The 24,257-nt window shown below is 68.8% G+C and carries 19 protein-coding genes; 13 read left to right on the forward strand and 6 right to left on the reverse strand.

Annotated features, from left to right (window positions below; translation table 11 throughout):
• Positions 1–16: 16 nt before the first annotated feature.
• Positions 17–1,204, reverse strand: a complete 1,188-nt coding sequence (locus H0B43_RS18595; RefSeq protein ID WP_185726585.1) for a CaiB/BaiF CoA-transferase family protein — start codon at positions 1,202–1,204, stop codon at positions 17–19.
• A gap of 183 nt (positions 1,205–1,387) precedes the next feature.
• On the opposite strand from H0B43_RS18595, the gene H0B43_RS18600 reads away from it, so the two are divergent.
• The 10 genes from H0B43_RS18600 to H0B43_RS18645 all read left to right on the forward strand — a co-directional run bounded on the left by H0B43_RS18600 (position 1,388) and on the right by H0B43_RS18645 (position 15,681).
• Complete coding sequence (locus tag H0B43_RS18600; protein WP_185726584.1) at positions 1,388–2,491, forward strand: XdhC family protein; 1,104 nt, start codon at positions 1,388–1,390, stop codon at positions 2,489–2,491.
• Positions 2,492–2,582: 91 nt separating this feature from the next.
• Complete coding sequence (locus tag H0B43_RS18605; RefSeq protein WP_185726583.1) at positions 2,583–4,277, forward strand: PucR family transcriptional regulator; 1,695 nt, start codon at positions 2,583–2,585, stop codon at positions 4,275–4,277.
• A gap of 164 nt (positions 4,278–4,441) precedes the next feature.
• On the forward strand, positions 4,442–5,869 hold the full coding sequence (locus H0B43_RS18610) for a uracil-xanthine permease family protein (RefSeq protein ID WP_141473517.1): 1,428 nt from the start codon (positions 4,442–4,444) through the stop codon (positions 5,867–5,869).
• Positions 5,870–5,945: 76 nt separating this feature from the next.
• A complete protein-coding gene (locus H0B43_RS18615; protein WP_185726582.1) occupies positions 5,946–6,857 on the forward strand; it encodes a xanthine dehydrogenase family protein subunit M in 912 nt (303 codons plus the stop codon).
• A gap of 2 nt (positions 6,858–6,859) precedes the next feature.
• Positions 6,860–7,504 carry a (2Fe-2S)-binding protein gene (locus H0B43_RS18620; RefSeq protein WP_185726581.1) on the forward strand — a complete coding sequence of 215 codons (645 nt, stop codon included), beginning with the start codon at positions 6,860–6,862 and terminating at the stop codon, positions 7,502–7,504.
• Complete coding sequence (gene cutA / locus H0B43_RS18625; protein ID WP_185726580.1) at positions 7,501–9,999, forward strand: aerobic carbon-monoxide dehydrogenase large subunit; 2,499 nt, start codon at positions 7,501–7,503, stop codon at positions 9,997–9,999. Before H0B43_RS18620 ends, cutA begins: the two co-directional genes overlap by 4 nt.
• Complete coding sequence (locus tag H0B43_RS18630; RefSeq protein WP_185726579.1) at positions 9,996–10,646, forward strand: carbon monoxide dehydrogenase subunit G; 651 nt, start codon at positions 9,996–9,998, stop codon at positions 10,644–10,646. Before cutA ends, H0B43_RS18630 begins: the two co-directional genes overlap by 4 nt.
• 181 nt (positions 10,647–10,827) lie before the next feature.
• A complete protein-coding gene (locus tag H0B43_RS18635; protein ID WP_185726578.1) occupies positions 10,828–12,930 on the forward strand; it encodes a hydantoinase/oxoprolinase family protein in 2,103 nt (700 codons plus the stop codon).
• A complete protein-coding gene (locus H0B43_RS18640) occupies positions 12,927–14,876 on the forward strand; it encodes a hydantoinase B/oxoprolinase family protein (RefSeq protein ID WP_185726577.1) in 1,950 nt (649 codons plus the stop codon). The genes H0B43_RS18635 and H0B43_RS18640 overlap by 4 nt, the downstream gene beginning before the upstream one ends.
• A 4-nt stretch (positions 14,877–14,880) precedes the next feature.
• On the forward strand, positions 14,881–15,681 hold the full coding sequence (locus tag H0B43_RS18645; protein WP_185726576.1) for an NmrA family NAD(P)-binding protein: 801 nt from the start codon (positions 14,881–14,883) through the stop codon (positions 15,679–15,681).
• Positions 15,682–15,723: 42 nt separating this feature from the next.
• Here H0B43_RS18645 and H0B43_RS18650 read toward each other — a convergent pair whose 3' ends face one another.
• The gene (locus tag H0B43_RS18650) at positions 15,724–17,793 is read right to left on the reverse strand and encodes a PhoX family phosphatase (protein WP_185726575.1); all 2,070 of its coding nucleotides are present in this window, start codon (positions 17,791–17,793) and stop codon (positions 15,724–15,726) included.
• 155 nt (positions 17,794–17,948) lie between these two features.
• Between H0B43_RS18650 and H0B43_RS18655 the strand changes: the two genes are divergently transcribed.
• Positions 17,949–18,971, forward strand: a complete 1,023-nt coding sequence (locus tag H0B43_RS18655) for a PHP domain-containing protein (protein ID WP_185726574.1) — start codon at positions 17,949–17,951, stop codon at positions 18,969–18,971.
• Positions 18,972–18,982: 11 nt separating this feature from the next.
• Entirely contained in the window at positions 18,983–19,807 is an 825-nt protein-coding gene (locus H0B43_RS18660) for an alpha/beta hydrolase (protein ID WP_185729905.1), read from the forward strand.
• A 43-nt stretch (positions 19,808–19,850) separates the two neighbouring features.
• Here the strand turns inward: H0B43_RS18660 and H0B43_RS18665 are convergent, their stop codons facing one another.
• From H0B43_RS18665 to H0B43_RS18675, 3 genes are read right to left on the reverse strand one after another with little or no spacing between them, the layout of a single operon-like run.
• Positions 19,851–20,462: a lactate utilization protein C gene (locus H0B43_RS18665; protein ID WP_185726573.1), complete on the reverse strand. Its 612-nt coding sequence runs from the start codon at positions 20,460–20,462 to the stop codon at positions 19,851–19,853.
• A complete protein-coding gene (locus H0B43_RS18670) occupies positions 20,459–21,940 on the reverse strand; it encodes a LutB/LldF family L-lactate oxidation iron-sulfur protein (RefSeq protein WP_185726572.1) in 1,482 nt (493 codons plus the stop codon). The genes H0B43_RS18665 and H0B43_RS18670 overlap by 4 nt, the downstream gene beginning before the upstream one ends.
• Positions 21,937–22,692, reverse strand: a complete 756-nt coding sequence (locus H0B43_RS18675; protein WP_185726571.1) for a (Fe-S)-binding protein — start codon at positions 22,690–22,692, stop codon at positions 21,937–21,939. The genes H0B43_RS18670 and H0B43_RS18675 overlap by 4 nt, the downstream gene beginning before the upstream one ends.
• Positions 22,693–22,771: 79 nt before the next feature.
• Here H0B43_RS18675 and H0B43_RS18680 point away from each other — a divergent pair, with 79 nt between their 5' ends.
• Entirely contained in the window at positions 22,772–23,455 is a 684-nt protein-coding gene (locus H0B43_RS18680) for an FCD domain-containing protein (protein ID WP_185726570.1), read from the forward strand.
• A 67-nt stretch (positions 23,456–23,522) separates the two neighbouring features.
• Here the strand turns inward: H0B43_RS18680 and H0B43_RS18685 are convergent, their stop codons facing one another.
• Positions 23,523–24,221, reverse strand: coding sequence for a GntR family transcriptional regulator (locus tag H0B43_RS18685; RefSeq protein ID WP_185726569.1), 699 nt, complete (start codon positions 24,219–24,221; stop codon positions 23,523–23,525).
• Positions 24,222–24,257 lie beyond the last annotated feature (36 nt).

Below are 24,257 nucleotides of genomic sequence, written 5' to 3' on the forward strand. Positions count from 1 at the left end.
CCACTGCCGATCCAGGTCAGATCACCCGGTCTCGACGCAGGCCGTCGATGTCTTCGTCGCTCAGCCCGAATTCGGCGAGCACCTCGGCCGTATCCTGCCCCAGCACCATCGGCGGCGCGTTCCGGATCGGCAGTGTCTCGTCGTCCACCCAGAACGGGCCGCGGACCAACGGCATCTCGCCGCCGTCCGAGGTGGCCACCGGCTGCACCATCTTCAGTGCCTGCACCTGCGGGTCGGCGAACGCCTGATCGATGGTGTGGACGGGTCCGCACGGGATGCCGGCCGCGCGAATGAGCGCCACCCAGTCGGCGGCAGGCCGCACGGACAGCAGTTCGAGAAGTTCCTTGGTGAGCCGATCGCGGTGCTCGAGTCGTGATTGGCCGGTGCGGTATTCGGGCCGGTCGGCGAGGGCGGGGTCCCCGAGAACGTGGCACAGTGCCTCCCAGTGCCGGTCCGATCCGGTGGCGATGATGATGGGAAAGTCGGCGGTCTCGAACGTGCCGTACGGCGTGATGGTGGGATGTGTGTTTCCGTTCGGCTCCGCGACGCGGCCGGTGCTCAGGTAGTCCTGCGCCTGGAACGACATGATCGACAGGGCCGATTCGAGCAGGGACGTCTGCACGTGATGACCGGCGCCGTCGCGTCCACGGGCCACGAGCGCCGCCGTGATGCCCAGCGCCGCATAGATACCGGACACCGTGTCGATGATCGGGATACCGACGCGCATCGGGGTGTGGTCGCCGGCGCCGGTCACCGACATCAGTCCCGACATGCCCTGCGCCACCTGGTCCAGACCGGGCGAGAACTGCTCGGGGCCGGTCGGGCCGAAACCGCTGACGCTCATGACGATCACCCCGGGATTGTCCGCGGCGAGCGATTCCTGATCGAGTCCCATCTCGGCGAGGACGCCGGGGCGGAAGTTCTCCACGATGACGTCCACGCCGACGGCCATGCGGCGCAGCAGGATCCGGCCCTGTTCGCTGCGCATGTCGAGTGCGACCGAGCGTTTGCCGCGGTTGACGGACGCGAAGTAGAGGCTGTCGCTGCCGTCGAACGGCGGCCACTGCCGGGAACTGTCACCACCGGAACGGGTCTCGACCTTGATGATGTCGGCGCCGAAATCGGACAACAGCGCCGTGCACAGCGGGCCGGCGAGCGCGCGCGTGAGGTCGAGGACCCGGATCCCGCTGAGCAACTGGTTCATGGTGGATCCTCGGTTCTCTGTGAAGGAAGGGAGACGGTCCGAGAATTGCGGACTCGCCGAGCGATAGCGATGGCGAGAATGCACAAGCGGCCGCTGCGGATTTCGGCGCTTTGTGTGCCACGACGGCGGGTCGTCGCCGGTTAGCGTGGGTTAGCCGAAGAAGCACCCGAGGAGGACGAGACGATGCGCGACATCCTGACGGGCCTGGAATCGTGGTTCGACCGCGGCGAGAACTTCGCCCTCGCCACGGTGGTGCGCACCTGGAAGTCGTCCCCGCGGGCGCCGGGCGCGGCGATGGCCGTGTCGCAGTCCGGCGAGGTGCTCGGCAGCGTGTCCGGTGGCTGCGTCGAGAGCGCGCTGTACGAGACGGCGCGGGACGTGCTCGCCGACGGGCGCAGCCGCACCGAGGTCTTCTGTGTGGCGGACGACGACGCCATCGGTGTCGGCCTGACGTGCGGCGGCACCATCGAGGTGTTCGTGCAGCGGATCGGGCCCGTCGACTTTCAGGATTTCGCGTCCGTGGCGCGGCGGATCCGCGGCGGCGAGTCGATCGCCGTCGTGACGGAGACCGGCGACGGTGCCCGGACCCGCCGCTGCGTGATCGCCTCGGACGGGCCGGTGGGCGACCTCGAGCTGTCCGAGACCGATGTCGAGAGCGTCCGTCGTCGACTCGACGCCGGCGAGTCGGTCGTGTATCAGCTGCAGTCGGACACGGTGTGCATGGTCGAGATCTTCGCGCCGCCACCGCGGATGTACGTCTTCGGTGCCATCGACTTCGCCGCCGCCATGTGCACACTGGGCGCGTTCGCGGGCTACCACGTCACGGTGATCGACGCCCGCGCCGTCTTCGCGACCCGCGCCCGGTTCCCGGACGCCGACGACGTCGTCGTGATGTGGCCGCACCGGTTCCTCGAGACGGCACCGGTAGACCACCGGACCGTCCTCGCCGTGCTGACCCACGACGAGAAATTCGACATTCCGCTGCTGCGGCTCGCCCTGCGATCGGACGCGGCGTACATCGGGGCGATGGGCAGCCGGGCCACGCACGAACGCCGCGTCGCGCTGCTGCGGGAACAGGGCACGACCGCCCGGGAACTGGCGCGACTGCATTCGCCGATCGGCCTCGACCTGGGCGCCCGCACCCCCGAGGAGACGGCCGTGTCGATCCTCGCCGAGATGATGAAGACGACCCGCGGCACGTCGGGGCGGGGGCTCCAGCAGCTCACCGGTCCGATCCACCGCGACGCGCCGGCCGGGACCGGCAGACCCGCCGAGTGCACCGTGTGAGCAGCGTTTGACGCCCGTTCGGGTGGGGACTTATGGTCACACTTTCGCGCCGTCCGGGGCGAGTGTCGGATCAGGTGAGCAGGGTGTTGCAGTGACGACGAGGGATGTCGGCGGTTCCGCTGCCGGGTTCCGCGCCGCCGCCGCGACCGGGCCGGGGCCCGACCTTCCTCCGCAGTCGTTCGCCGATGTGCTGGCGTCCGATCTGCTCGTCTCCCCGACGCTGGTCGCCGGCAGCGAGGGCACCATCCGTGAGGTGTCGAGTGTCGCCGTGGCGGCGGTGCCGGACATCGGACCGTGGCTCCGGACCGGACAGTTGCTGATCACCACCACGTCGGTGCTCGGCCGGCTGGTCGAGCCGATCGGGGCGTTTCTCACCCGCCTCGACCGGCGGGGCGTCGCCGGGCTCGCGGTCCGGCTCGACGACGACACCGCCGCGCTCCCGGCCGAGATGTGCGATGCGGCCGACGAACTCGGGTTTCCCGTCGTCGTGGTTTCCGATCTGTATCCGCAGGCGCACCCGCTCGCCGGTGACCTCGCGGCGTTGTCGGCCCGGCAGGTCGACGCCGTTTTCGAGGCGGACCGGTTGCGCAGAGTGCTCGTCGACGTCGTGATGGCCGGCGGCGGGTTCGCCGAACTGTCCGTCGCCGTGGCCCGGGAACTGGGCGGCGCCGTGCTGATCACCACCCCTGACGGACGTCAGTTGTGCCGCGCCGGCGACGAGTCGGAGCTGACTCGGCTGGCATCGAGCGCGGCGCTCGACTCCACCGGGCGGGTCCGCACCGATTCCACCGAGGGCGGTCTCGGTCTGCACCGGCTGGGCGACGAGTCCATCGCGGTGTCGGCGATTTCGGCCAACGGCATCGATCACGGGCGGCTGGTGCAGTTCAGTACCGGACGGCAACTGCGCAGCGAAGACCTGTACCTCGTCGAGCAGGCGGCGGCCGTGTGCGCCCTGGTCGTCGCCCGCGAACTGGTGGTCTCCTCGGTGGAGGAGAAGCACCGCGCCAACTTCATCCGCGACCTGCTGCTCGGCCGCGGCGGCGAGCACGAGCACGTCGTCGCGCACGCCAAGACGTTCGGCTGGGATCTGGACCGTCCGGTGGTCGTCGTGGTGATCGAACCCGATCCGGTCGGTGAGGACGAACCGTCGATGCCCCGGATGCCGCTCGTCGAACGGCAGGCGCGGGCATTCACGAGTGCCGTCGCGGGCCGCGACACCGGCGCCGCCGTCACCGCGCTGGCGACGGAGACGGTGATCCTCATGGGTGTCGGCACCGACACGATGAACCTCGTCCACGAACTCGTCGCCACCGTGCGCGGCGCCGGCGGCGGTGGTCGCCGGCCGTTCGGGGTGGGCGTGTCCCGGCCGACGGACTCGGTCGACGGCATCCCCGCTCTCTACGGTCAGGCCCGGACCGCGCTGAAGGTGGGGCGGCAGATCACCGGTGCCTGGGCGGTGACGCATTTCGACGACCTCGGCGTCTACCGGCTGCTGAGCCTCGTCGAGGACGACCGCGAACTCGAGTCGTTCGCGCAGGAGACCCTGCGTGAGCTGACGGCGGACACATCCGAGGCGCAGGACATGCGGCGCACCCTGGAGGTGCTGCTCGCCACCAACATCAACATCGCCGAAACCGCACGTCAACTGCACTTTCACTACAACACCCTGCGGTACCGGGTGGTGAAGCTGGAGAAGATGCTCGGGTCGTTCACCGAGCACCCCGAACTGCGCCTCGACCTGTCTCTCGCCCTCAAGATCATGGCGATGCGCGGCATCAATTCCTAAAGTTGCCAATTTCGCCGGGCACGCGCTGGCAGATTCCTCTCACGCCGGGTGGCTGACGCTGTAATAACGTTTCCCTCCTATCGAGGTGCAACTGTGACATGCGGCACATCATCGAAGCTGGCCGCCGGCACTCCTGCACCGTCACCTGTCTGAAAGGTCCCCCTATGCCTATCTGGACACTGCACGGAGATGGCAAGACCATCGCGCCCGGGGAGGTCGTCGCTCCGAGCGAACGCCTCAGCTGGGGTCGCACGATCGGACTCGGCGGGCAGCACGTGGTCTCGATGTTCGGGGCCACGTTCGTCTTCCCGATCATCATGGGTCTCAATCCTCAACTGGCCGTGATGATGTCGGGGTTCTGCACCCTGTTCTTCCTGCTGGTCGTCAAGGGCCGGATTCCCAGCTACCTGGGAACGTCGGCCGCATTCGTCGGCGGCATCGCCGCCATCCGCGCGCAGGGCGGCACGTCGGCGCAGGTGACGGGCGCAATCCTGGTATCCGGCCTCGTGCTCGCCGGCATCGGCGTGCTGATCCACTTCCTCGGCGGCGGGGTGGTGTTCAAGATCCTCCCGCCGGTGGTCACCGGGGCCGTCGTCATGCTGATCGGGTTCAACCTGGCACCGGTGGTGGCCGGAACGTACTGGCCACAGGACCAGTGGGTCGCGTTGACGGTGATGGTCGTGCTGGTGGTGGCGAGCGTCGCACTGCGCGGATTCCTCGGGCGGGTCGCGATCTTCCTGACGCTGCTCTTCGGATACGTGCTGTCGTGGGTGCTCGACCTGACGACCGGCATGATCACCTCGTACGACCCGGTCGCCGGCGCAGTCACCGAACACTTCCGCGTCAACTGGGACGGCGTCTCCTCGGCGTCGTGGATCGGGCTGCCACCGTTCTCCGACGAGGCGAACGGCATCGTGGGCATCCATGCGCCGTCGTTCAGTCTCACGTTCATCGTCCTCGTGCTGCCCGGTGTGATCGCCCTGATCGCGGAGAACGCCGGACACGTCAAGGCCGTCGCCGAGATCACCAAGACCGACCTGGACCCGATGATGGGACGTGCCCTGATCGGTGACGGCCTGGCCACCACCATCGCGACCAGCGTCGGAGGATCCCCCACCACGACGTACGCGGAGAACATCGGCGTCATGGCCGCGACCAAGGTGTACTCGACCGCCGCGTATGCCGCGGCCGGTGTGATCGCGATGCTGCTGGGCTTCTCCCCCAAGTTCGGTGCCGTCATCTCGGCGACCCCCGGCGGCGTGCTCGGCGGAATCACGGTGGTGCTCTACGGGATCATCGGCCTGCTCGGCGCGAAGATCTGGAAGGAGAACGGCGTCGACTTCGGCAATCCGCTCAACCTGATGCCCATCGCCGCCGGCCTGATCATCGCGATCGGTGACACGGAGTTGAAGTTCAACGACACGTTCTCCCTGAGCGGCATCGCGCTCGGCACGATCGTGGTGATCGGGATGTACCACCTGTGCCGCGTCATCGCCCCGAAGGATGCCGACGACGCCGGTACCGGCCGTCACCACCCGAAGCCGACCGCGGACGACGGAACCGTGCCGGACCGGGTAGGCCAGCTCACGTGATCTGCCAGCGTCAGCACGTGAGTTTTGTCACTAGTTCACGAAACGTCGAGCGTACGATGCGGGCAGGATCTGAGGAATGAAACCGTCGCCACTGACCTATCACCGACCTCGGTCGATCGACGAGGCCTGTCAGATCCTCGCGGACGTGGCTCACGAGGGCAAGGTGCTCGCCGGTGGGCAGTCGCTGATCCCGTTGCTGTCGATGCGGCTGGCCGCGCCGGCGCACCTCGTCGACATCGGATCGATCCCCCGGCTGGACGCGGTGTCGTCGTCACGCGAGTTCGGCGTCACGTTCGACGCGCTGACCACCCATTCGGTGCTCGAAGCCGACCGCGGCGCCGCACAGGTGCAGCCGTTGATCGGCCGCGGGCTGCGTCTGGTCGCGCACCCGACCATCCGCAACCGCGGCACGACGGTCGGCTCGATCGTGCACGCCGACCCGTCCGCGGAGATGCCGGCGGTGCTCGCCCTGCTCGGCGGTTCGATCACCGTCCGTTCGGTCCGCGGGGTCCGGGAGATCCCGTCGAGCGACCTGTTTGCCGGACCGCTCGAAAGCACCTTGGAGCCGGACGAGATCGCGACCAGCGTCACGGTCCCCGCCGCCCGGCCCGGGGTCGGGACGGCCATCGACGAGATCGCCCGCAGACACGGCGACTACGCGCTCGTCGGAGTCGTGGCGCAGATGCGGGTCGAGGGCGGTGCCGTGGCGCAGGCCCGGATGACGTACATCTCGGCTGGCGAACTCGGTGAGGTCGTCGACTACACGGACATCCTCCGGGGCGCGTCCGCGACGGACGACCGGGACCCGTTGTGGCGGAACCTGTCCGAGTTCGCGCGGGAGCGGATCGACACCGAACCGGACATCCACGCCACGGCGCGGTACCGGTCGCAGTTGGTGGCGGCGCTGACCGCCCGGGTCGGGTTCGCGGCCGCACAGGATGCAGTACTCGACGGTGCCGCCGTGCACGCGTCGGCGGGAGGAAGGTGACCATGGCAAGGGTCAAGCAGAGCATCGACGAGCAACTCGCCGAGCTGCACGAGGAGACCGGCGAACAGCACGTCGCGGTGACGTTCACGCTCAACGCGGTGACGCAGACGGTGCTGCTGCCGTCGCGCACGCTCGCGTCCGACGCGATCCGGCACCATCTGCGCCAGACGGGAACACACGTCGGCTGCGAGCACGGGGTCTGCGGCGCCTGCACCGTGCTGCTCGACGGCAAGCCGGTGCGGTCGTGCCTGGTGCTCGCGGCGAGTCTGGAGGGCCGGGAGGTCACCACCGTCGAGGGTCTCGTCGAACCCGACGGCACCCTGCACCCGGTGCAGCAGGCGTTCATCGACTGTCACGGCCTGCAATGCGGTTTCTGCACGCCGGGTTTCGTCACCACCATCGCCGCGTTCCTCGAGGAGAACGATTCGCCCACCCGCGAGGAGGCCACCGACGCGATCGCGGGCAACCTCTGCCGGTGCACCGGATACCAGAACATCCGCGCGGCCGTGCTGCGTGCCGCGGAGATCAAGCGCGAGCGTTCGGGCGAATTCCCGCTCGGCAAGGACGACGAGGCGGCACGCGCCTCACTCGACCCGAAGGTCCGGGGCACCACCAACCCCGTCGGGGGAAGGGCAGGGCGAGCATGAGCTTCACGAAACCCCGCACCACGCCGGCTGGCACGAAGGACACCGGGACACCCGCCGAATCCGAGAAGCTGTTCGGCAAGCCGATTCCCCGCAGCGAGGACGCCCGCCTGCTCAGCGGTCAGGGCCGTTACCTCGACGACCTGGGCCACAACGCACTCATCGCCGCGTTCGTCCGATCGCCGCACGCGCACGCCCGCATCACGGCGATCGACATCGATGCCGCCCTGGATCTGCCCGGCGTGCACGCGATCTACACGTACGACGACCTGGTGGACGACTCCCCGGAGATGGCCGAGAATCTGCCGCTCCTCATTCCGCACCCGGCGATCACCGCCCCGCGCAACGGGTATCCGCTCGCCAAGGATGAGGTGAACCACGTCGGCGAGGCGATCGCGATGGTGGTCGCCGACAACCGGTACGTCGCCGAGGACGCGTGCGCCAAGATCGACGTCACGTACGAGATGCTGGCACCGGTCGTGGGCATCGACGTGGCGCGGCAGGCGGAGAACGCCGTGCACCCGGATGTCCCCGACAACGTGGCGGCGCACCTGCAGCACGGCTTCGGCGACGTGGACGCCGAACTGGCGAAGGCACCGCACCGGCTCACCCTGAACCTCGAGATCGAGCGGTCGGCGTCGATGCCGATGGAGGGCAAGGGCGTCTACGCCCGCTGGGACACCGACGAGCAGGCGCTCACGTTCTGGACATCCACGCAGACGTCGACGTCGGCGCGCGCCGCGATCGCGGCCCGACTGAAGATGGCGCACAACAAGGTCCACTGCATCGCCCCCGATGTCGGCGGCGGCTTCGGCGTCAAGATCGTCCACCCGTGGCCGGAGGAGGTCATGGTGACCTGGGCCGCGCGGCGACTCGGGACGGCGGGCATCTCCAGCGAGGTCAAATGGGTCGAGGACCGGCGCGAGCACTTCGTGTCGAGCGCGCACGAGCGCGGCCAGGTCCAGGAGGTGACGGTCGGCTTCGACGACGAGGGCACTCTCCTCGCGTTCGACTTCACGTTCTGGCACGACAACGGCGCCTACCTGCCGTACGGCATCATCGTCATGCTGAACACGTCCACGCAGGTGCTCGGACCATACAAGCCGAGATCGTTCCGGGTGGACGCGTACTCGCTGTACACGAACACCGTCATTGTCACGCCGTATCGCGGCGCCGGCCGCCCCCAGGCCGTGTTCGCGATGGAACGGGCGATGGACGCCATCGCGAAGTATCTCGGCAAGGACGTCATCGAGGTCCGCGAGCACAACTTCATCCGTCCCGAGGAGATGCCGTACGACTTCCACCTCACGTTCCAGGACGGCCGCCCGCTGATTTACGACACCGGCGACTACCAGGCCGGTATCGACAAGCTCAAGAAGCTCATCGACTGGGACGGGTTCGCCGAGTACAAGAAGCAGGCGAAGGCCGAGGGCCGGGCCGTGGGCATCGGGATCGGCGCGTACGTGGAGGGCACCGGTCCGGGCCCGTACGAGGGCGCCCACGTCCTCGTCGAGACGTCCGGGAAGGTCAAGGCCGCAACGGGGCTGACCACCCAGGGGCAGGGCCATCAGACGGCGTTCGCGCAGATCGTCGCGGACGACCTCGGCGTGCCCGTCACCGACGTCGAGATCGTCACCGGCGACACCCGCCGATTCGGTTATGCCGTCGGCACGTTCGCGTCCCGCGGCGCCGTCATGTCCGGTTCGGCGTTTCACGTGGCCGCGCAGATGGTGGCGGAGAAGGCCCGCACGATCGCCGGGGAGGCACTGAACCTCGATCCCGCCGAACTGGAACTGCGTGGTGGGCACGTGTGCAAGATCGGCACGCTGCCCGGCGCCGAGGGCACGTCCATCTCGCTGGGTGTGGTCGCCGTGCTGTCGAACCCGCTGCGGTACGCGTTCGACGACGCATCCAGGCAGGCCACCGGGTTCGCGAAAGCCGACACGGACATGACGATTCCGCCGGTCCGCGAGGGTGAGCAACCCGGACTCGAGGCCACCGGCTACTACTCGCCGCCGACGTCGACGTTCGCGTCCGGCGTGCACGCGGCCATCGTCGAAACCGATCCGGTGACGGCGGAGATCCACGTGCGGCGGTACGCGGTGATCCACGACTGCGGCAACGTCATCAACCCGCGGATCGTCGAGGGCCAGGTCATGGGCGCCGTCGCGCAGGGTGTCGGCGGCGCGCTGTACGAGAAGATCGTCTACGACGAGCACGGGCAGATGCTCAACGCGTCGTACATGGACTTCCTGATGCCCTTCGTCACCGAGATGCCCGACTCCCTCGAGATGGACCACACCGTCACCCCGTCCGCCCTCAATCCCCTCGGAATGAAGGGCGCGGGCGAGGCCGGGGTGATCCCGACCTCCGCCGTCATCGCGGCGGCGATCGAGGACGCGGAAGGCTTCCCCATCACGTCCATGCCGATATCCCCTTCGGAGTTGTTCGAGCTTCGCCTCGCGCACGCGTCGTCACAGAGCAAGGAGAACGAATGAGAATCGCCGGCACCGCCCTACTGACGGCCCCACCGGAGGCCGTGTACGACAACCTGCAGGACGGAAAGGTCCTCGCGGCGACCATCCCCGGGGTGCAGTCCCTCGAACAACTCAGCGACAACCACTACAAGTTGTCGATCACCGCGGGCGTCGCGTCGATCAAGGGCACCTATGACGGCGAAGTGATTCTGTCGCAGCAGAATCGGCCCCAATCGTTCGTGATGACGGCGTCCGGGGCCGGTGCCCCCGGCACCGTGAAGGCCGACGTGACGGTGCGGCTCGAGGAACGCGACGGCGGCACCCTGCTCAGCTACGACGCGGACGCCGTCGTCGGCGGCATGGTCGGCGGTGTCGGGCAGCGGATGATCACCGGGGTGGCGAAGAAGATGGCCGGGGTGTTCTTCAAGGGCATCGACGGTGTGATCGCCAACGGCATCCCGGCGGCCGAGGTCGCCGCGGTCGCGGGTGAGGCGCCTGCGGTCGCCGGCACCTCCGCGGCAGTCCCGGTTCCGGCGGCCGCCACCACGCGGGTGCCCGAGGGCGCCTCCACGACAATCGTTCTCGCGTCGGCCGCACTGGGCGCCGGCATCGCCCTGGCCGGTGTGCTCGTCGGCGGCATACTCGTCCGGGGCACCTGCTCGAAGTAGCTCCCGCACTCCCCGTCCCACAGCACCCCGAACCCTGCGGTTCGGGGTGCTGCCGTCTGTCCGGGTCGACGGGGCGTGGGCAGCGCCGAACGAGGACCGGCGAGTTCGGCGAAATGTGACAAAGAAACCGGGCGGCGGACGCGGTGCAATTGCAGTACGCGAGACGAGCCCAGGAGGAATCGTGGAATCCAGAAAGATTCGGGTCGGTATCGACACCGGAGGAACATTCACTGACGTCGTGGCTGTGGACGAGGAGTCCGGAGCCGTCGTCACCACCAAGACACCCTCGACGCCCGCCGACCCGGCACAGGGATTCCTCACCGGAATCGAGAAGGTGCTCGCCAAGCTCGGCGAGACCGGTGACGCGATCGGCGCCGTCAGCCATGGCACCACCGTCGCCACCAACAAACTCCTCGAAGGCAAGGTCGAGAACCTCGGATTCATCACCACCGAGGGCTACGAGCACGTCCTCGAGATCGCCCGCCAGTCCGTCCCCGACGGCTACGGCAACTCCTACTTCTGGGTCAAGCCCGACCGCATCGTCCCCGCCGACCGCGTCCGCACCATCGGCGGCCGGCTCGCGTTCGACGGCAGCGAGATCCGCCCCCTCGTCGAGGACGACGTCCGCAAGGCCGCCCGCTTCTTCGCCGAGCGCGGCATCCGCACCATCGGCGTGTGCCTCATGCACTCCTACGCCAACCCGAGCCACGAGCGCCGCGTACGCGACATCCTCCTCGAGGAATACCCCGAGGCCACGGTGAGCATCTCCAGCCAGGTGCTGCGCGAGTACCGCGAATACGAGCGGTCCATCACCACGCTCGTCGACGCCGCGGTGAAGCCGAACATCCGCAACTACGTGAACAACATCGCGAACCGGCTGCGCGAATTCTCCTCCGACGAGGGCGAGGCCCGCGACATCCCGTTCTACGTGATGAAGTCGAACGGCGGTGTGCTCTCCGCCAAGGAGGTCGTGCACCAGCCGATCACGACGGTGCTGTCCGGCCCGGCGGCCGGCGCCCTCGGTGCCGCGCTCATCGCGAGTGTCGCCGGTGTCGAGCAGGTCCTCACGTGCGACGGCGGCGGAACGTCCACCGACGTGACCGTCGTGGTGAAGGGGGAGCCCGCGCTCACCACCGAGGGCCGGGTGGGGGCGTACCCGTCGAAGATCCCGATGATCGACGTCGTCACCGTCGGCGCCGGCGGCGGCTCCATCGCCTGGCAGACCCCCGAGGGCACGCTGCGCGTCGGACCGCAGTCGGCGGGCGCCGACCCCGGCCCGCTCTGCTACGGCAAGGGCGGCAACGAGCCGACGATCACCGACGCCCACGTGCTGCTCGGCCGGATTCCACCCCACCTGCTCGGCGGCGAGATCCCCCTCGACACCGAACTGGCCCGCAAGGGCGTCGAGCAGCTCGCGCACCAGCTGAAGCTCGACTTCGAGGCGTGCGCCACCGGCATCCTCGAGGTGTCGGCGTGGAACCAGGCCAACGCGCTGCGGCAGATCACGGTCAAGCGCGGCCTCGACGTCCGCGACTTCACCCTCGTCACGTTCGGCGGATCCGGTTCGCTGCTCGCCTGCCGGCTCGTCGACATCCTCGGGCTCAAGGACGTCCTGATCCCGCTGAACCCGGGCAACGTGTCCGCCTTCGGGTTGCTCACGGTCGACGTCCGCAACGACTACGTGCAGACCCACGTCTGCAGGCACGACCGCCTGGAGATCGGCGACCTGCAGACGGGGCTGGACGCGCTGGCCGCCGAAGCGGAACGCGCACTCGCCGACGAGGGCTTCGGCGAGGCGGAGCGCAAGTACGCGCGCTCGGCCGACCTGCGCTACCTCGGGCAGGCGTTCGAGGTGCGGGTGCCAGTCGGTGACGGTCCGGTCACCCAGGAGCTGATGGACGAGGCCGCGGAGCGGTTCCACCAGGCACACCAGGAGCTGTACGGCTACGACTTCCGCGGCGACCCGCACCAGCACGTCGAGTGGGTCAACCTGCGCGTCAGCGGCATCGGCCCGATCAAGCGCCCGACGCTGAACGAGATCGCGGCCGGCACCGGCGCCGAGTCCGCGGTGACCGGGACCCGTCCGGCGTACTTCGACGAGTGGGTCACCACCCAGGTCTACGACCGGGCCCGGCTCGGCGCGGGCGACGTGCTCGAGGGCCCCGCGGTGATCGAGGAATTCAGTTCCACCATCCCCGTGCACCCCGGTTTCCAGGCGCGGATCGACACCTTCGGAAACATCCGCATCACCAAGATCGCCGACTCGAACGGAGCGAACCGATGACCGTCACCACCGAACCCGTTGCAGTGCAGGCGGTCAAGCCTTACCGGCTGACACCGGTCGACGGAACGACACCCGACCCGGTGCTGGTCGAGATCGTCGCCGGCTACCTCGCCAGCGTCGAGATGGAGGTCGAGACGTCGATCTCGCGGACCTCGCGGTCTCCGATGATCCGCGACGCGCACGACTTCCGCGCCGGCATCCACGACCGCAACCTCCGGAAGCTCACGGGACGTTCGTACTCGGCGCTGGTGCACCCGGTGGCGCGGGACTTCCCGCTCGACACGATGAAGCCCGGCGACGTCTACTTCCACAACGACGTCTACCTGTCCGAGGGCGGCATCGGCCACCTCCCCGACCTGTGCGTCACCGTCCCGGTGTTCGCGACGCGGCCGGGCGACGCGGAACCGTCCGTCGTCGCGTTCGTGCAGGCGTTCGGCCACCACGACGACATCGGCGGCTGCTGCCCCGGATCGATGCCGTCGGGCGCGACGACGGTGTACGAGGAAGGCCTGATGGTCCCGCCGATCAAGCTGTGGGATCAGGGTGTGCCCAACGAGGCCGCGCTGCGCATCATGACCCGCAACTCGCGGATGCCCGACGCGCTGGCCGCCGACCTCGACGCCGAGTGCTCGGCCTGCCTCATGGGCGCCCGCCGCCTCACCGAGCTGTTCGAGCGGTACGGCTGCGACACCGTCGAGGCGTGCTTCGACGCGATGATGGACGCGACCACCGAGACGTACCGGCGGGAGATCCTCAGCAAGATCCCGAAGGGCGAATACACGTGGGAGGACTACGCCGAACACGACGGCGTCGACGAGCCCATGCTGCACCGCCAGCGGATCACGCTCACCAAGACCGGACCGGAGGACGAGGGCGGCGAACGCCTCATCCTCGACTTCAACGGCACCGGACCGCAGGCCAAGGGTCCCATCAACCACTGCGGCGACTACGCCGACGGCAACTTCCTCATCAAGTGGCTGGCGCCGATCCTGCGCAACCTCGCCGACAGTCCCGAGCGGATGGCGGAACTCGACGTCAACGAGGGCGTCGTGCCGTTGATCGAGATGAAGTTCCCGGAGAAGGGGACGCTGATCACCCCGATCTTCCCGGCGCCCACCAACGCCCGGACGTTCGTGATCCTGCGCCTGCTCGGTGTGCTCGCCGGTGTCGTCGCGAAGGCCGTCGACGGGAACATGCCCGCCGATCAGGAGACCATCCGGTACACGGGTGTGTACGGCGAGGACTTCGACGGCCACTCGTACCTGATGCGCGAGGTGCTCGGCGGCGGCTCCGGCGGCCGGCACTACGCGGACGGGGAGGACACCATCCACGTCGTTCCCGACTCCCGGAACCTGCCGACCGAGTTCACCGAGAGCCGGTTCCCGTTCATCGTCGAGAAGCTGGGCCTGGCGAAGGATTCCGGCGGCGCCGGGCGCTACCGCGGCGGCCTCGGCTACGAGAAGCACATCCGGATGCTCAAGGACGCGAACTTCATGTCCATCGCCGACCGGTCCATCCTCTCCTGCTGGGGAGTGAAGGGCGGCAAGGCCGGACGCCCCTTCTCCGTGGTCCTGGACCCGGGCGGCCCGAACGAGCGCGAGTTCGACGCGCTGACCGACGCCGAACCGATCAAGGCCGGCGAGGTGGTGCGCATCCGCACCACCGGCGGCGGCGGCTGGGGCGACCCGCTCGACCGCCCGGTGGAGGAAGTCGTCCGGGACGTGCTGTGGGGCAAGGTGTCCGCGGAGGGCGCACGGCTCGACTACGGTGTGGTGCTGGCCTCGTCGACCGAGGAACCGGTCGCGGACGTGGACGCTACCGAGGCGCTGCGTGAGCAGATGCGCACCGACCGCGGCCTGGACGAGCCGTTCTTCGACCGCGGTCCCGGGTACGAACGTCTGTCCGGCGGTGCGAAGTTCGCCGAATTCGACTTCATCGACCGGTGATCCGATGACCGGGTTCCTCTCCCGCGGCGCCGAGATCGCCGTCGTCGGCGCCGCGGGGAAGACCGGAGCCGCCGTCGTCGCGGCGCTCGAGGGACTCGCCGACGTACGCCGGGTGGTGCACACCGCCCGGCGTCCCGGCGATGTTGCGGTCGACCTCGACACCGGCGCGGGTCTGGTCGAGGCGCTGTCTGGGTGCCGGGGCGTGTACGTCATCGCGCCCAACGTGCATCCCGACGAGCCGGCGATCGTGCGGCGTGTTCTCGCGGCCGCCGCCGATACCGGCGTCGAGCATGTCGTCTACCACTCCGTGGCGTGGCCGTACACCCCGGCGATGCCCCACCACGTCGACAAGGCGGTGTGCGAGGACCTCCTGCGGACCTCCGGACTGCGATGGACCGTCCTGCAACCGTGCGCCTACGTCGAGAACTTCGGTGCGGTCCTGGACGGTTCGGCAAGCACCGTCGAACTGCCCTACAGTCCCGACGCGACGTTCTCGTTCGTCCGGCTCGCCGACGTCGCGGAGGTGGCCGCGCGAGTGCTGGTGGAGGGCCCCGACATTCACCACGGCGCCACCTACGAACTCGGCGGCCCGGAGCCCCTCAGCGTGCGGGATCTGTGCGACCGGGCGAGTGTTCCGGTGTCGGTGAAGCAGGTGCCGGTCACCGAGTGGATGTCGCGGCACAGTCGCGACCTCACGGCCGACGGTCGTGCGCGATTGTCCGCGATGTTCGAGTTCTACGACCGGCACGGCTTCGTCGCGGGCAACGCCGTGTTCGAGTCGCTGCTGGGTCGCCCTCCCACGTGAGCGGCAAAGCGTGCCGGGCACACTTTGCCGCTCGCCTGTGGGTCAGACGCCGATCCGGCCGCCCGACTTCCACACCGCCACGACCGCGGGACGGGGCTGCGCATCGCCGCCGTCGGGCCAGTGTGACGCCGGGTTGTCGGCGCTCGCGTCGTCCAGTTCGCCCGGGTGCTGCACGCACACCGTGACCCGGTTCTCGCCGACGATCGGCCCGCACGTCTCGGCGCCCTTCGGGACGGTGAGGAACTGCTTGGTCTCGCCGCGGTTCGGGCCGTCGAGGACCACGCTGAACAGGCCGTCGTTCGACTTCAGTGCGTTGCCGTCGGTGGAGATCCACAGGTTGCCGTGCGGGTCGAACGCCAGGTTGTCGGGGCAGGAGATCGGGCTGACACTCTCCTTGTCGAAGCCGCCGAAGTAGGTGTCGGCTGCCGTCGGGTCGCCGCACACGAGCAGCAGGTTCCACGTGAACGCGGTGCCGGCGTGGTCGTCGGTGAGTTCGAGGACCTGTCCGTTCTTGTTGTTGTTCCGCGGGTTGGCCTCGTCGGCGGCCGCCGCACCGTCGACGCCGCGCTTGGTGTTGTTCGTCAGCGCCACGTACACCTTGCCTGTGGTCGGGCTGGGCTCGAAGTCCTCGGGACGGTCCATCTTGGTGGCACCCACCTTGTCGCCCGCCTGCCGGGTGAACACCGCCACCTCTTCGGCGCTCATGCCGTCGACGAGCGACTCCCCCTTGCCGTCCTCACCGGTGCGCAGCAGCGGGATCCACTCACCGGTGCCGTCGAACGCGCCGCTGGACGGCACCGTCCCCGACCCGTCGATCTCGTCCGCCGAGTTGCCGCTGAATTTCGCGACGTACAGGGTGCCCGCATCGAGCAGCGTCATGTTGTGACGCACCGCGGCCTGGCTGTTGCCGTCCATCGCCTTGCGGCTGGACACGAACTTGTACATGTAGTCGAAACGCTCGTCGTCGCCGCTGTACGCCACGACGGTGCCGTCGTCGGTGACGTGGATGGTGGCGGCCTCGTGCTTGAACCGGCCCAGCGCGGTGTGCTTGACGGGCGCGGACGTCGCATCCCACGGGTTGACCTCGACGACGTAGCCGAAGCGGTTGACCTCGTTCGGCTCCTGGGCGACGTCGAATCGCTTGTCGAAGCGCTCCCATTTGCGTTCGGAGGCAGCACCTTCCACGCCGTACCGCTTCAGCCGGGCGGCGACGGCGGGGTCGGTGACCAGTTCGGCGTTCGCGAAGTACTGGTTGAAGTTCTCCTCCCCGGACAGCACCGTGCCCCACGGGGTCACGCCGCCCGAGCAGTTGTTGAGCGTGCCCAGCACCTTCGTGCCGGTCGGATCCGCGGAAGTCTTCAGGAAGTCGCTGCCCGCGGCGGGACCGGTGACGACGAATTCCGTCGTCGCCGTGATCCGCCGGTTGTACGCTCCGAAGTCGGGAGTGAGTGCACCCGAGGCGGATTCGCCCTTCACCTGCACCACGGACAGTCCGTGCGCGGCGAGCGCGGTCTGGAACTGCTCCGGCGACGGGTTCTCGGCGTCATAACCCTTGAACATGAACGGTTCGGTGGTGTATTCGTGGTTGACCACCAGCAGGAAGGTGTTGGGCTGGCCGTCGACCGGCAGCAGCCCGGCGAAGTCGTTGTTGAACCCGAACTGCTGTGCCTGTGCCTGGGCGGTCTGGTTGTCGAAGTCGAAGGCGGGAGCCCCGGGCAGCACCGGGTCGCCCCAGCGGATCACAACGGCCTGCTCGTACCCCTCGGGGACGACGAGCGCGTCCTCGGTGTTGGGGGCGACGGCGTCGAAGTTCGTTCCCGCGGGCGCACTGCCGTTCGAACCGTCTGCAGCGGAGGAGCTTCCGTTGCCGGAATCGTCCGAGCAGGCCACCAGGGCGGTGCCGGCGCCGACGGCGAGGACGGCCATTCCCGTTCCGCGGAGCATCCCGCGCCGGGACAGGGCGGTGCGGGCGATGTCACGGAAGTACTCGCCCTGCGACGTGTTGGGGACGTCGTGGGAGCAGGCGTTTCCGCACTTGTACTGGCAAGTGACGGATGCGCGCGAAGACACGCCGTCGTGGTTGACGAACAAAGCGAGGGGTTTCGATCTCACCGTGGCTCCCGATTCGAATTGGACAACTCCGGCACCGTAGAAGTTGCAAGCGAGGGAAAGGGAACGTTTGTATGAACGTGCGGACAACGAGGCGACCCTAAGTCGTGAGGAAATTGCGTCTAGCCAGCAGCCCGGTAGCCGTGCACGATGGATAGATGGACCCCGTCGAAGCGCTGCGGGAAATTGCGTTCTGGCTGGAGCGCTCGCGCAACGAGGCCCAGAGGATCGCTGTCTTCCGGCGGGCCGCCGACGTGATCGCGTACTCGACGCCGGAGCAGCTCGCCGACCTCGAGGAGGCCGGCTGGACGGCACCGCCCGACATCGAGTCCGAGCCCGCCGCGATCATCCGTGAGTGCGCCACCGCGGTGCCGCTGTATCTGCTGTATCTCCGCGGGTCCGCGGAGCCGATCGGGCTCGGCGGAACGGAACTGCTCGAGGCCCTCCGCGGGGATCTGCACACCCATTCGGACTGGTCCGACGGCCGGTGCCCGATCCGGGAGATGATGCGCCGGGCCGCCGCGCTGGGTCACGAGTACTGCGCGATCACCGATCACTCGCCGCGGCTGACCGTCGCGAACGGGCTGTCGTCGGAGCAGCTGCTCACCCAGCTGAACGTGGTCGCGGAACTGAACGTCGAGCTCGCGCCGTTCCGGGTGCTCACCGGCATCGAGGTCGACATCCTCGTCGACGGTTCCCTCGATCAGGACGACGACCTGCTCGCCGACCTCGACATCGTGGTGGCCAGCGTGCACTCGCATCTGGACACCGACCGGGCGACGACGACCAAGCGGATGCTGCAGGCCGTCAAGTCGCCGCACGTCGACGTCCTGGGGCATTGCACCGGCCGGCTCGTCGAGGGCACCCGGGGACCGCGGCCCGAATCGAAGTTCGATGCGGAACGGGTCTTCGACGCGTGCCGCGAGTACGGCACCGCGGTGGAGATCAACTCCCGCCCCGAGCGACGAGACCCGCCGGGACGGCTGATCGATCTGGCCCTGAACAGCGGCTGCCTGTTCTCCATCGACACCGACGCGCACACCACCGGTCAGCTCGCGTGGCAGGGCTACGCCTGCGAGCGGGCCGCCGAACGTGGAGTCGAACCCCCGGACGTCGTGAACACCCTGCCCGTGGAGGAGTTGCTCGACTGGACCCGTCAGGGCGCCCCGCTTCGGCAATGATTCGCGTCGTGCTGATTCGCGTCGTGCTGATCGCGGTCGCGCTGGTCGCCCTGCTGATCGCCGCCGCATGGGTGCTGCAACGAAAACTGATCTACTACCCCGACACCACCCCGGCGCCGCCCGCGGGCCGGCTGATCGCCGGGGCGGAGGACGTCACGCTGACCACGTCGGACGGTCTCGAACTCGGTGCCTGGTACGTCCCACCCGCGGTGGTCGGGGAGCCGCGCATGACCGTCCTCGTGGCCGCCGGGAACGCCGGCAACCGGGCCGACCGGGCGCTGCTGGCCTCGGATCTCGCCGCCGCGGGTTTCGCCACGATGCTCTTCGACTACCGCGGGTACGGCGGCAACCCCGGTCACCCCAGCGAGGAGGGGCTGGCCCTCGACGTCCGCGCCGCTCGCCGGTACCTCGTCGACGAACGTCGCGTTCCGCCGGAGCGTCTGCTCTACTTCGGAGAGAGCCTCGGAACCGGCGTCGTCACCGAACTCGCAACCGAGCACCCACCTGCGGGCCTGTTGCTCCGTTCCCCGTTCGTCGACCTCGCCGCCGTCGGAGGGCACCACTACCCGTTCCTGCCGGTCGGGTTGCTGCTGCGTGACCAATTCCCCGTCGCCGAACACGTCGCACACATCGACGTGCCCATCACCGTGGTCTACGGGACGGCGGACACCGTCGTGCCACCGGAGCAGAGCGCCCGCGTGGCCGAATCGGCGCTCGGCGACGTCGACACCGTCGTGCTGGTGGGCGCGGGGCACAACGACGACGTCATGTTCGGCGGCCAGGAGATCGTCCGCGCCATCGTCGATCTCGCCGCGAGGGCGCTCCGCGCCCCGTGAGCCTTTTTGGTAGCTGGAACTACCTAAAGGGCGCACCGGCGCGTCAGCGCACTATGACCACGTCCAGCGTCCGCGGACCGTGGACGCCCTCGACACGGTTGAGTTCGATATCGCTGGTGGCGCTGGGGCCGCTGATGAACGTCAGCGGCTTCGCCGGATCGAGGGTTTGGAACGCCTGCGGCACGGTGTCGACGATCTGATCGGTGCGCACGATGCAGATGTGGTGGTCCGGGACCAGGGTCAGCGCCCGCCGTCCCTGGCCCGGCCCACCGTCGAGCACGATGGTCCCGGTGGCGGCGATCCCGAGGGTGCACCCGGTGACCACGACGTCGAGTGCGTCGAGTTCGAGCGTCGACAGTGTGGTGGGTGCCCCGTCGACGACGACGTCCCGCCGGGGCCGCCACGACTGCGGCAGGTCCGGTGGCACGACGGCACGCGCCCCGTCCGCGATCAGCCCGGTGACGACCTCGGCGACGGTGCTCTCGTCGGCGCGATGGACCTGCGCGCGATAGTCGTCGACGGTGTGGGCGAACAACTCGACGTTCCCGGGACCGGACGCGGGCGCGCGGTGGTAGTCGCGGGGAATCGGTTCGGGTGCAGTCGCTTCCGTGAGCGCCGAACGGATCCGGGACAGTATCTCTTCGCGTGCGGTCATCGTGTCGTGTCCTCGTGAGTGCGGGCCCACCATTGCCGGAACGTTTCCTTCGGCGGGGCGGGCAGGTCGCGGCTCGCCGTCCATTTCGACGCCGGGTACGGCAGCGACGTGATGCGTCCCTTCTTTCCGCCCAGCACCCGGCCGACCTTGGACACGGTCTCCACGGCGGCGAACCGCTTCTCCGACCCCATCACGAAGCCCGCCGCCTTCATCGCCAGGTCCTGGCCGCCCGGGAGTCCGCGCCGCTCCGAGTCGACCTGTTCCGCGCGCAGGTGAACGAGGATGCCGGGGATGTCGATGCGCACGGGGCAGGCGTCGAAGCAGGCGCCGCACAACGTCGACGCGTACGGCAGGGACGCATTCGGGTCGTCGTGACCGGTGGTCCCGGTGAGTTGCGGGCTGAGGATCGCGCCGATCGGACCCGGATACACCGACCCGTACGCGTGCCCGCCCGCCCGCTCGTAGACCGGGCACACGTTCAGGCACGCGCTGCAGCGGATGCAGTGCAGCGCGGACCGCCCGACATCGTCCGCGAGGACGTTGGTGCGTCCGTTGTCGAGGAGGACGACGTGGAAGTTCTGCGGCCCGTCACCGGGATGCACCCCCGTCCACATGGACGTGTACGGGTTCATCCGCTCGGCGGTGGACGACCGGGGAAGTAGTTGCATGAACACCTCCAGGTCGGTGAACGACGGCACCAGTTTCTCGATGCCCATCAGCGTGATGAGGGTGTCGGGGAGGGTCAGGCACATCCGTCCGTTGCCCTCCGACTCCACCACCGCCAGCGTCCCGGTCTCCGCGACGCCGAAGTTCGCACCGCTGACGGCGACCTTGGCGGACAGGAATTTTCGCCGAAGGTGCGCCCGGGCGGCCATTGCCAGCGCCCGCGGGTCGTCGGTGATGTCCGGGTCGATGCCGGGCATCGCTTTCAGGAAGATCTCCCGGATCTCGGCGCGGTTGCGGTGAATGGCGGGGACGAGGATGTGGCTCGGCTTGTCTTCGCCGAGTTGGACGATGAGTTCGGCGAGGTCGGTCTCGATCGCCGCGATTCCGTTCTCTTCGAGGTGCTCGTTGAGGCCGGTCTCCTGGGTGGCCATGGACTTGACCTTCACGACCTCGTCGGAGCCGGTGGCCCGGACGAGGTCGGTGACGACCCGGTTCGCCTCCTCTGCGTCGCGCGCCCAGTGGACGGCGCCGCCGCGGGCGGTGACGTTCTCCTCGAACTGCACGAGCAGTTCGGGGAGCCGGGCCATCACGTCCGCCTTCAGGGCACTGCCCGCCCGCCGCAGGTCCTCCCAGTCGTCGACCTCGGCGACCGCGGCGATCCGCTTGTTGCGGATGGTGGTGGTGGCGGCGCCGAGATTGGCCCGCAGCTGGGTGTCGGCGAGGGATTTCCGTGCGGCGTCGGGGAAAGACTCCGTGCCCCGGATGTTTCCGGCGCCCGCTTGGAAGGTGGGTGTTCCGAGGAACGTGGTCATGCGGGGCTCCCGATCTTCTCTGTGCTCGCCAGGATCTCGGCGAGATGGACGGTGCGGACGCCGCTGCGCAGGCGGGACAGTCCGCCGCCGATGTGCATGAGGCAGGACGAGTCGCCGGCGCTGCACACCTCGGCGCCGGTGCTCAGGACGTTGCCCATCTTGTCGGCGAGCATCGCGGTCGACGTCTCGGAATTCTTCAGCGCGAACGTTCCGCCGAAACCGCAACACGATTCGGCCGCGGGGAGTTCGATCAGGGTCATCCCGCGCACCGCGCGCAGCAGTTGCAGCGGTTTGTCGGCGACGCGCAGCATCCGCAGCGAGTGGCACGTCGGGTGGTACGTCACCCGGTGCGGGTAGTAGGCGCCGACGTCGGTGACGCCGAGGACGTCGACGAGCAGTTCGGACAGCTCGTACGTCCGGGACGCGATCTCCTCGGCGCGCGACGCCAGCGATTCGTCCCCGTACCGGCGGGCGACCATCGCGTGCTGGTGCCGGACAGATCCGACGCACGACCCGGACGGGGCCACGGCGACGTCCCAGGAGGGTCCGCTCTCGAACGCCTCCACGTGGTGGCGCACGAGCGGCAGCGCCTCGGCCTGGTAGCCGGTGTTGACGTGCATCTGCCCGCAGCACGTCTGCTTGGGTGGGAACACGACCTCGTGGCCGAGCCGCTCGAGGAGGCGGACCGTGGCGGTGGCGCATTCGGGGAACAGGGCGTCCGCCAGGCACGTGGCGAACAGGGCGATTCTCATCGGGTACTCCAACCGGGCTGGGCTGTGGTCTGACCACGGTAGCGCACTGTGGTCAGACCACACCAGGTAAACTTCGATCGTGCGCACACACGAGGTCGTCCTGCACCGCATCGAGCAGGATCTGGCGGCCGGCAAACTCACCGTCGGCGGTCGTCTACCCGCCGAACGGGCGCTCGCGGAGGAACTCGGCGTCGGACGCTCGTCCGTCCGCGAGGCCATGCGCGTGCTCGAGGCGATGGGCATCGTGCGCACGGCGGTCGGATCGGGTCCGGACGCCGGCGCGATCGTGGCCGCCGACCCGGCCGCGTCCATCGGCGCCGCCCTCAGGCTGCACATGGCGACGCGCACGCTGCCGATCCGCGACGTCGTCCAGACCCGCACGCTGCTCGAGTCGTGGGCGGTGCAGGAGGCCGCCGAACGGTCCCGCGACCTCGACTTCTCCGCCCTCGACACGCTCCTCGACGCGATGGATGACGAGGGCCTCTCCCCGGAGGCGTTCCACCGGCTCGATGCCGACCTGCACGTCGCGATGGCCGGTCTCGCGGGCAACGTCCTCGTCGAGGCGATGATGGCCTCGCTCCGCGACTCCATCCACGGCTACGTCATGGACGCCGTTCCTCTGCTCGACGACTGGCCCGCGGTCGCAAGGGGCCTGCGCTGCGAGCACCGCGGCATCGTCACCGCCCTGCGTTCCGGGCACGGCACCGAGGCCGCCCGTCTCGTGCGGGAGCACATCGAGGGCTTCTACGGGCTGATCCAGTAGGCGCTGCGCGCCCGTGCGCCTTTGTGGTTGCTCCAGCTACCAGAAAGGCGCACGAGCGCGAAGCGCCTCAGTACGCCTCCAGGATCTGCGCCTCGGCGTCTTCGAGGTAGGTCTTGAGTAGCTGACCTGCGGCTTCGGTGTTGCCGACCGCCAGGGCGTCGTAGATTTCGTGGTTACGGGTGAGGTAGGGCCCGTGGAATCGGTGGGCGTCGTCCATGACGTGGAAGACGAGCCGCGCCTCATTCCACACGCTGCGCATCAGTTCGTCGATGCGGCTGCTGTTGTTGAGGCTCGCGAGGGCGCTGTGGAAGTAGATGTCGGCAGTGCCGACACCGGTCCAGTCCTCGACGGCGTGGCGCTCGTCGGCGAGATCGAGGGCCTCGGCGACCCGGGACAGGTCGCCGGTCTCGGGATCGAACCCGTTGACGCCGGCGCACTCGACGACGCGGCGGCAGATGTAGAGCTCGGTGATGTCCTCGGCCGTGGGGACGCGGACGAAGACGCCGCGGTTGAGTTCGTGCGCCACCAGGCGGTCTTCGATCAGGATCTGGAAGGCCTCGCGCACGGTGTTGCGGGAGACGTCGAGGGCGGCGCAGATGTCGGGCTCGGAGAGTCTCGCGCCAGGCCGGAACGTTCCGTCGATGATCTCTTCACGCAAAATTCCCGCCACCCGGGTGGTCCTGCTGGTGCGTTCGAGCAGGCCACGGTGAGCGGCCAGGCGGGAATGCGCATCGCCGCGAAGGGAATTCGAGCTGGTCAAGTCCACTCCTCAGGTTCGATCTCGACCGCAATCATAGATGTG

Origin of the sequence: Rhodococcus sp. 4CII (assembly GCF_014256275.1) — a bacterium.
In the GTDB taxonomy this organism is placed as follows: domain Bacteria; phylum Actinomycetota; class Actinomycetes; order Mycobacteriales; family Mycobacteriaceae; genus Rhodococcus_F; species Rhodococcus_F wratislaviensis_A.

Bases quoted from the DNA above. Each gene is read 5' to 3' on its own strand.
- H0B43_RS18655 (WP_185726574.1), top strand. From the start codon at position 17,949: ATGGACCCCGTCGAAGCGCTGCGGGAAATTGCGTTCTGGCTGGAGCGC.
- H0B43_RS18675 (WP_185726571.1), bottom strand. From the start codon at position 22,692: ATGAGAATCGCCCTGTTCGCCACGTGCCTGGCGGACGCCCTGTTCCCC.
- H0B43_RS18670 (WP_185726572.1), bottom strand. From the start codon at position 21,940: ATGACCACGTTCCTCGGAACACCCACCTTCCAAGCGGGCGCCGGAAAC.
- cutA (WP_185726580.1), top strand. From the start codon at position 7,501: ATGAGCTTCACGAAACCCCGCACCACGCCGGCTGGCACGAAGGACACC.
- H0B43_RS18615 (WP_185726582.1), top strand. From the start codon at position 5,946: ATGAAACCGTCGCCACTGACCTATCACCGACCTCGGTCGATCGACGAG.
- H0B43_RS18595 (WP_185726585.1), bottom strand. From the start codon at position 1,204: ATGAACCAGTTGCTCAGCGGGATCCGGGTCCTCGACCTCACGCGCGCG.
- H0B43_RS18645 (WP_185726576.1), top strand. From the start codon at position 14,881: ATGACCGGGTTCCTCTCCCGCGGCGCCGAGATCGCCGTCGTCGGCGCC.
- H0B43_RS18610 (WP_141473517.1), top strand. From the start codon at position 4,442: ATGCCTATCTGGACACTGCACGGAGATGGCAAGACCATCGCGCCCGGG.
- H0B43_RS18600 (WP_185726584.1), top strand. From the start codon at position 1,388: ATGCGCGACATCCTGACGGGCCTGGAATCGTGGTTCGACCGCGGCGAG.
- H0B43_RS18620 (WP_185726581.1), top strand. From the start codon at position 6,860: ATGGCAAGGGTCAAGCAGAGCATCGACGAGCAACTCGCCGAGCTGCAC.
- H0B43_RS18630 (WP_185726579.1), top strand. From the start codon at position 9,996: ATGAGAATCGCCGGCACCGCCCTACTGACGGCCCCACCGGAGGCCGTG.
- H0B43_RS18665 (WP_185726573.1), bottom strand. From the start codon at position 20,462: ATGACCGCACGCGAAGAGATACTGTCCCGGATCCGTTCGGCGCTCACG.
- H0B43_RS18640 (WP_185726577.1), top strand. From the start codon at position 12,927: ATGACCGTCACCACCGAACCCGTTGCAGTGCAGGCGGTCAAGCCTTAC.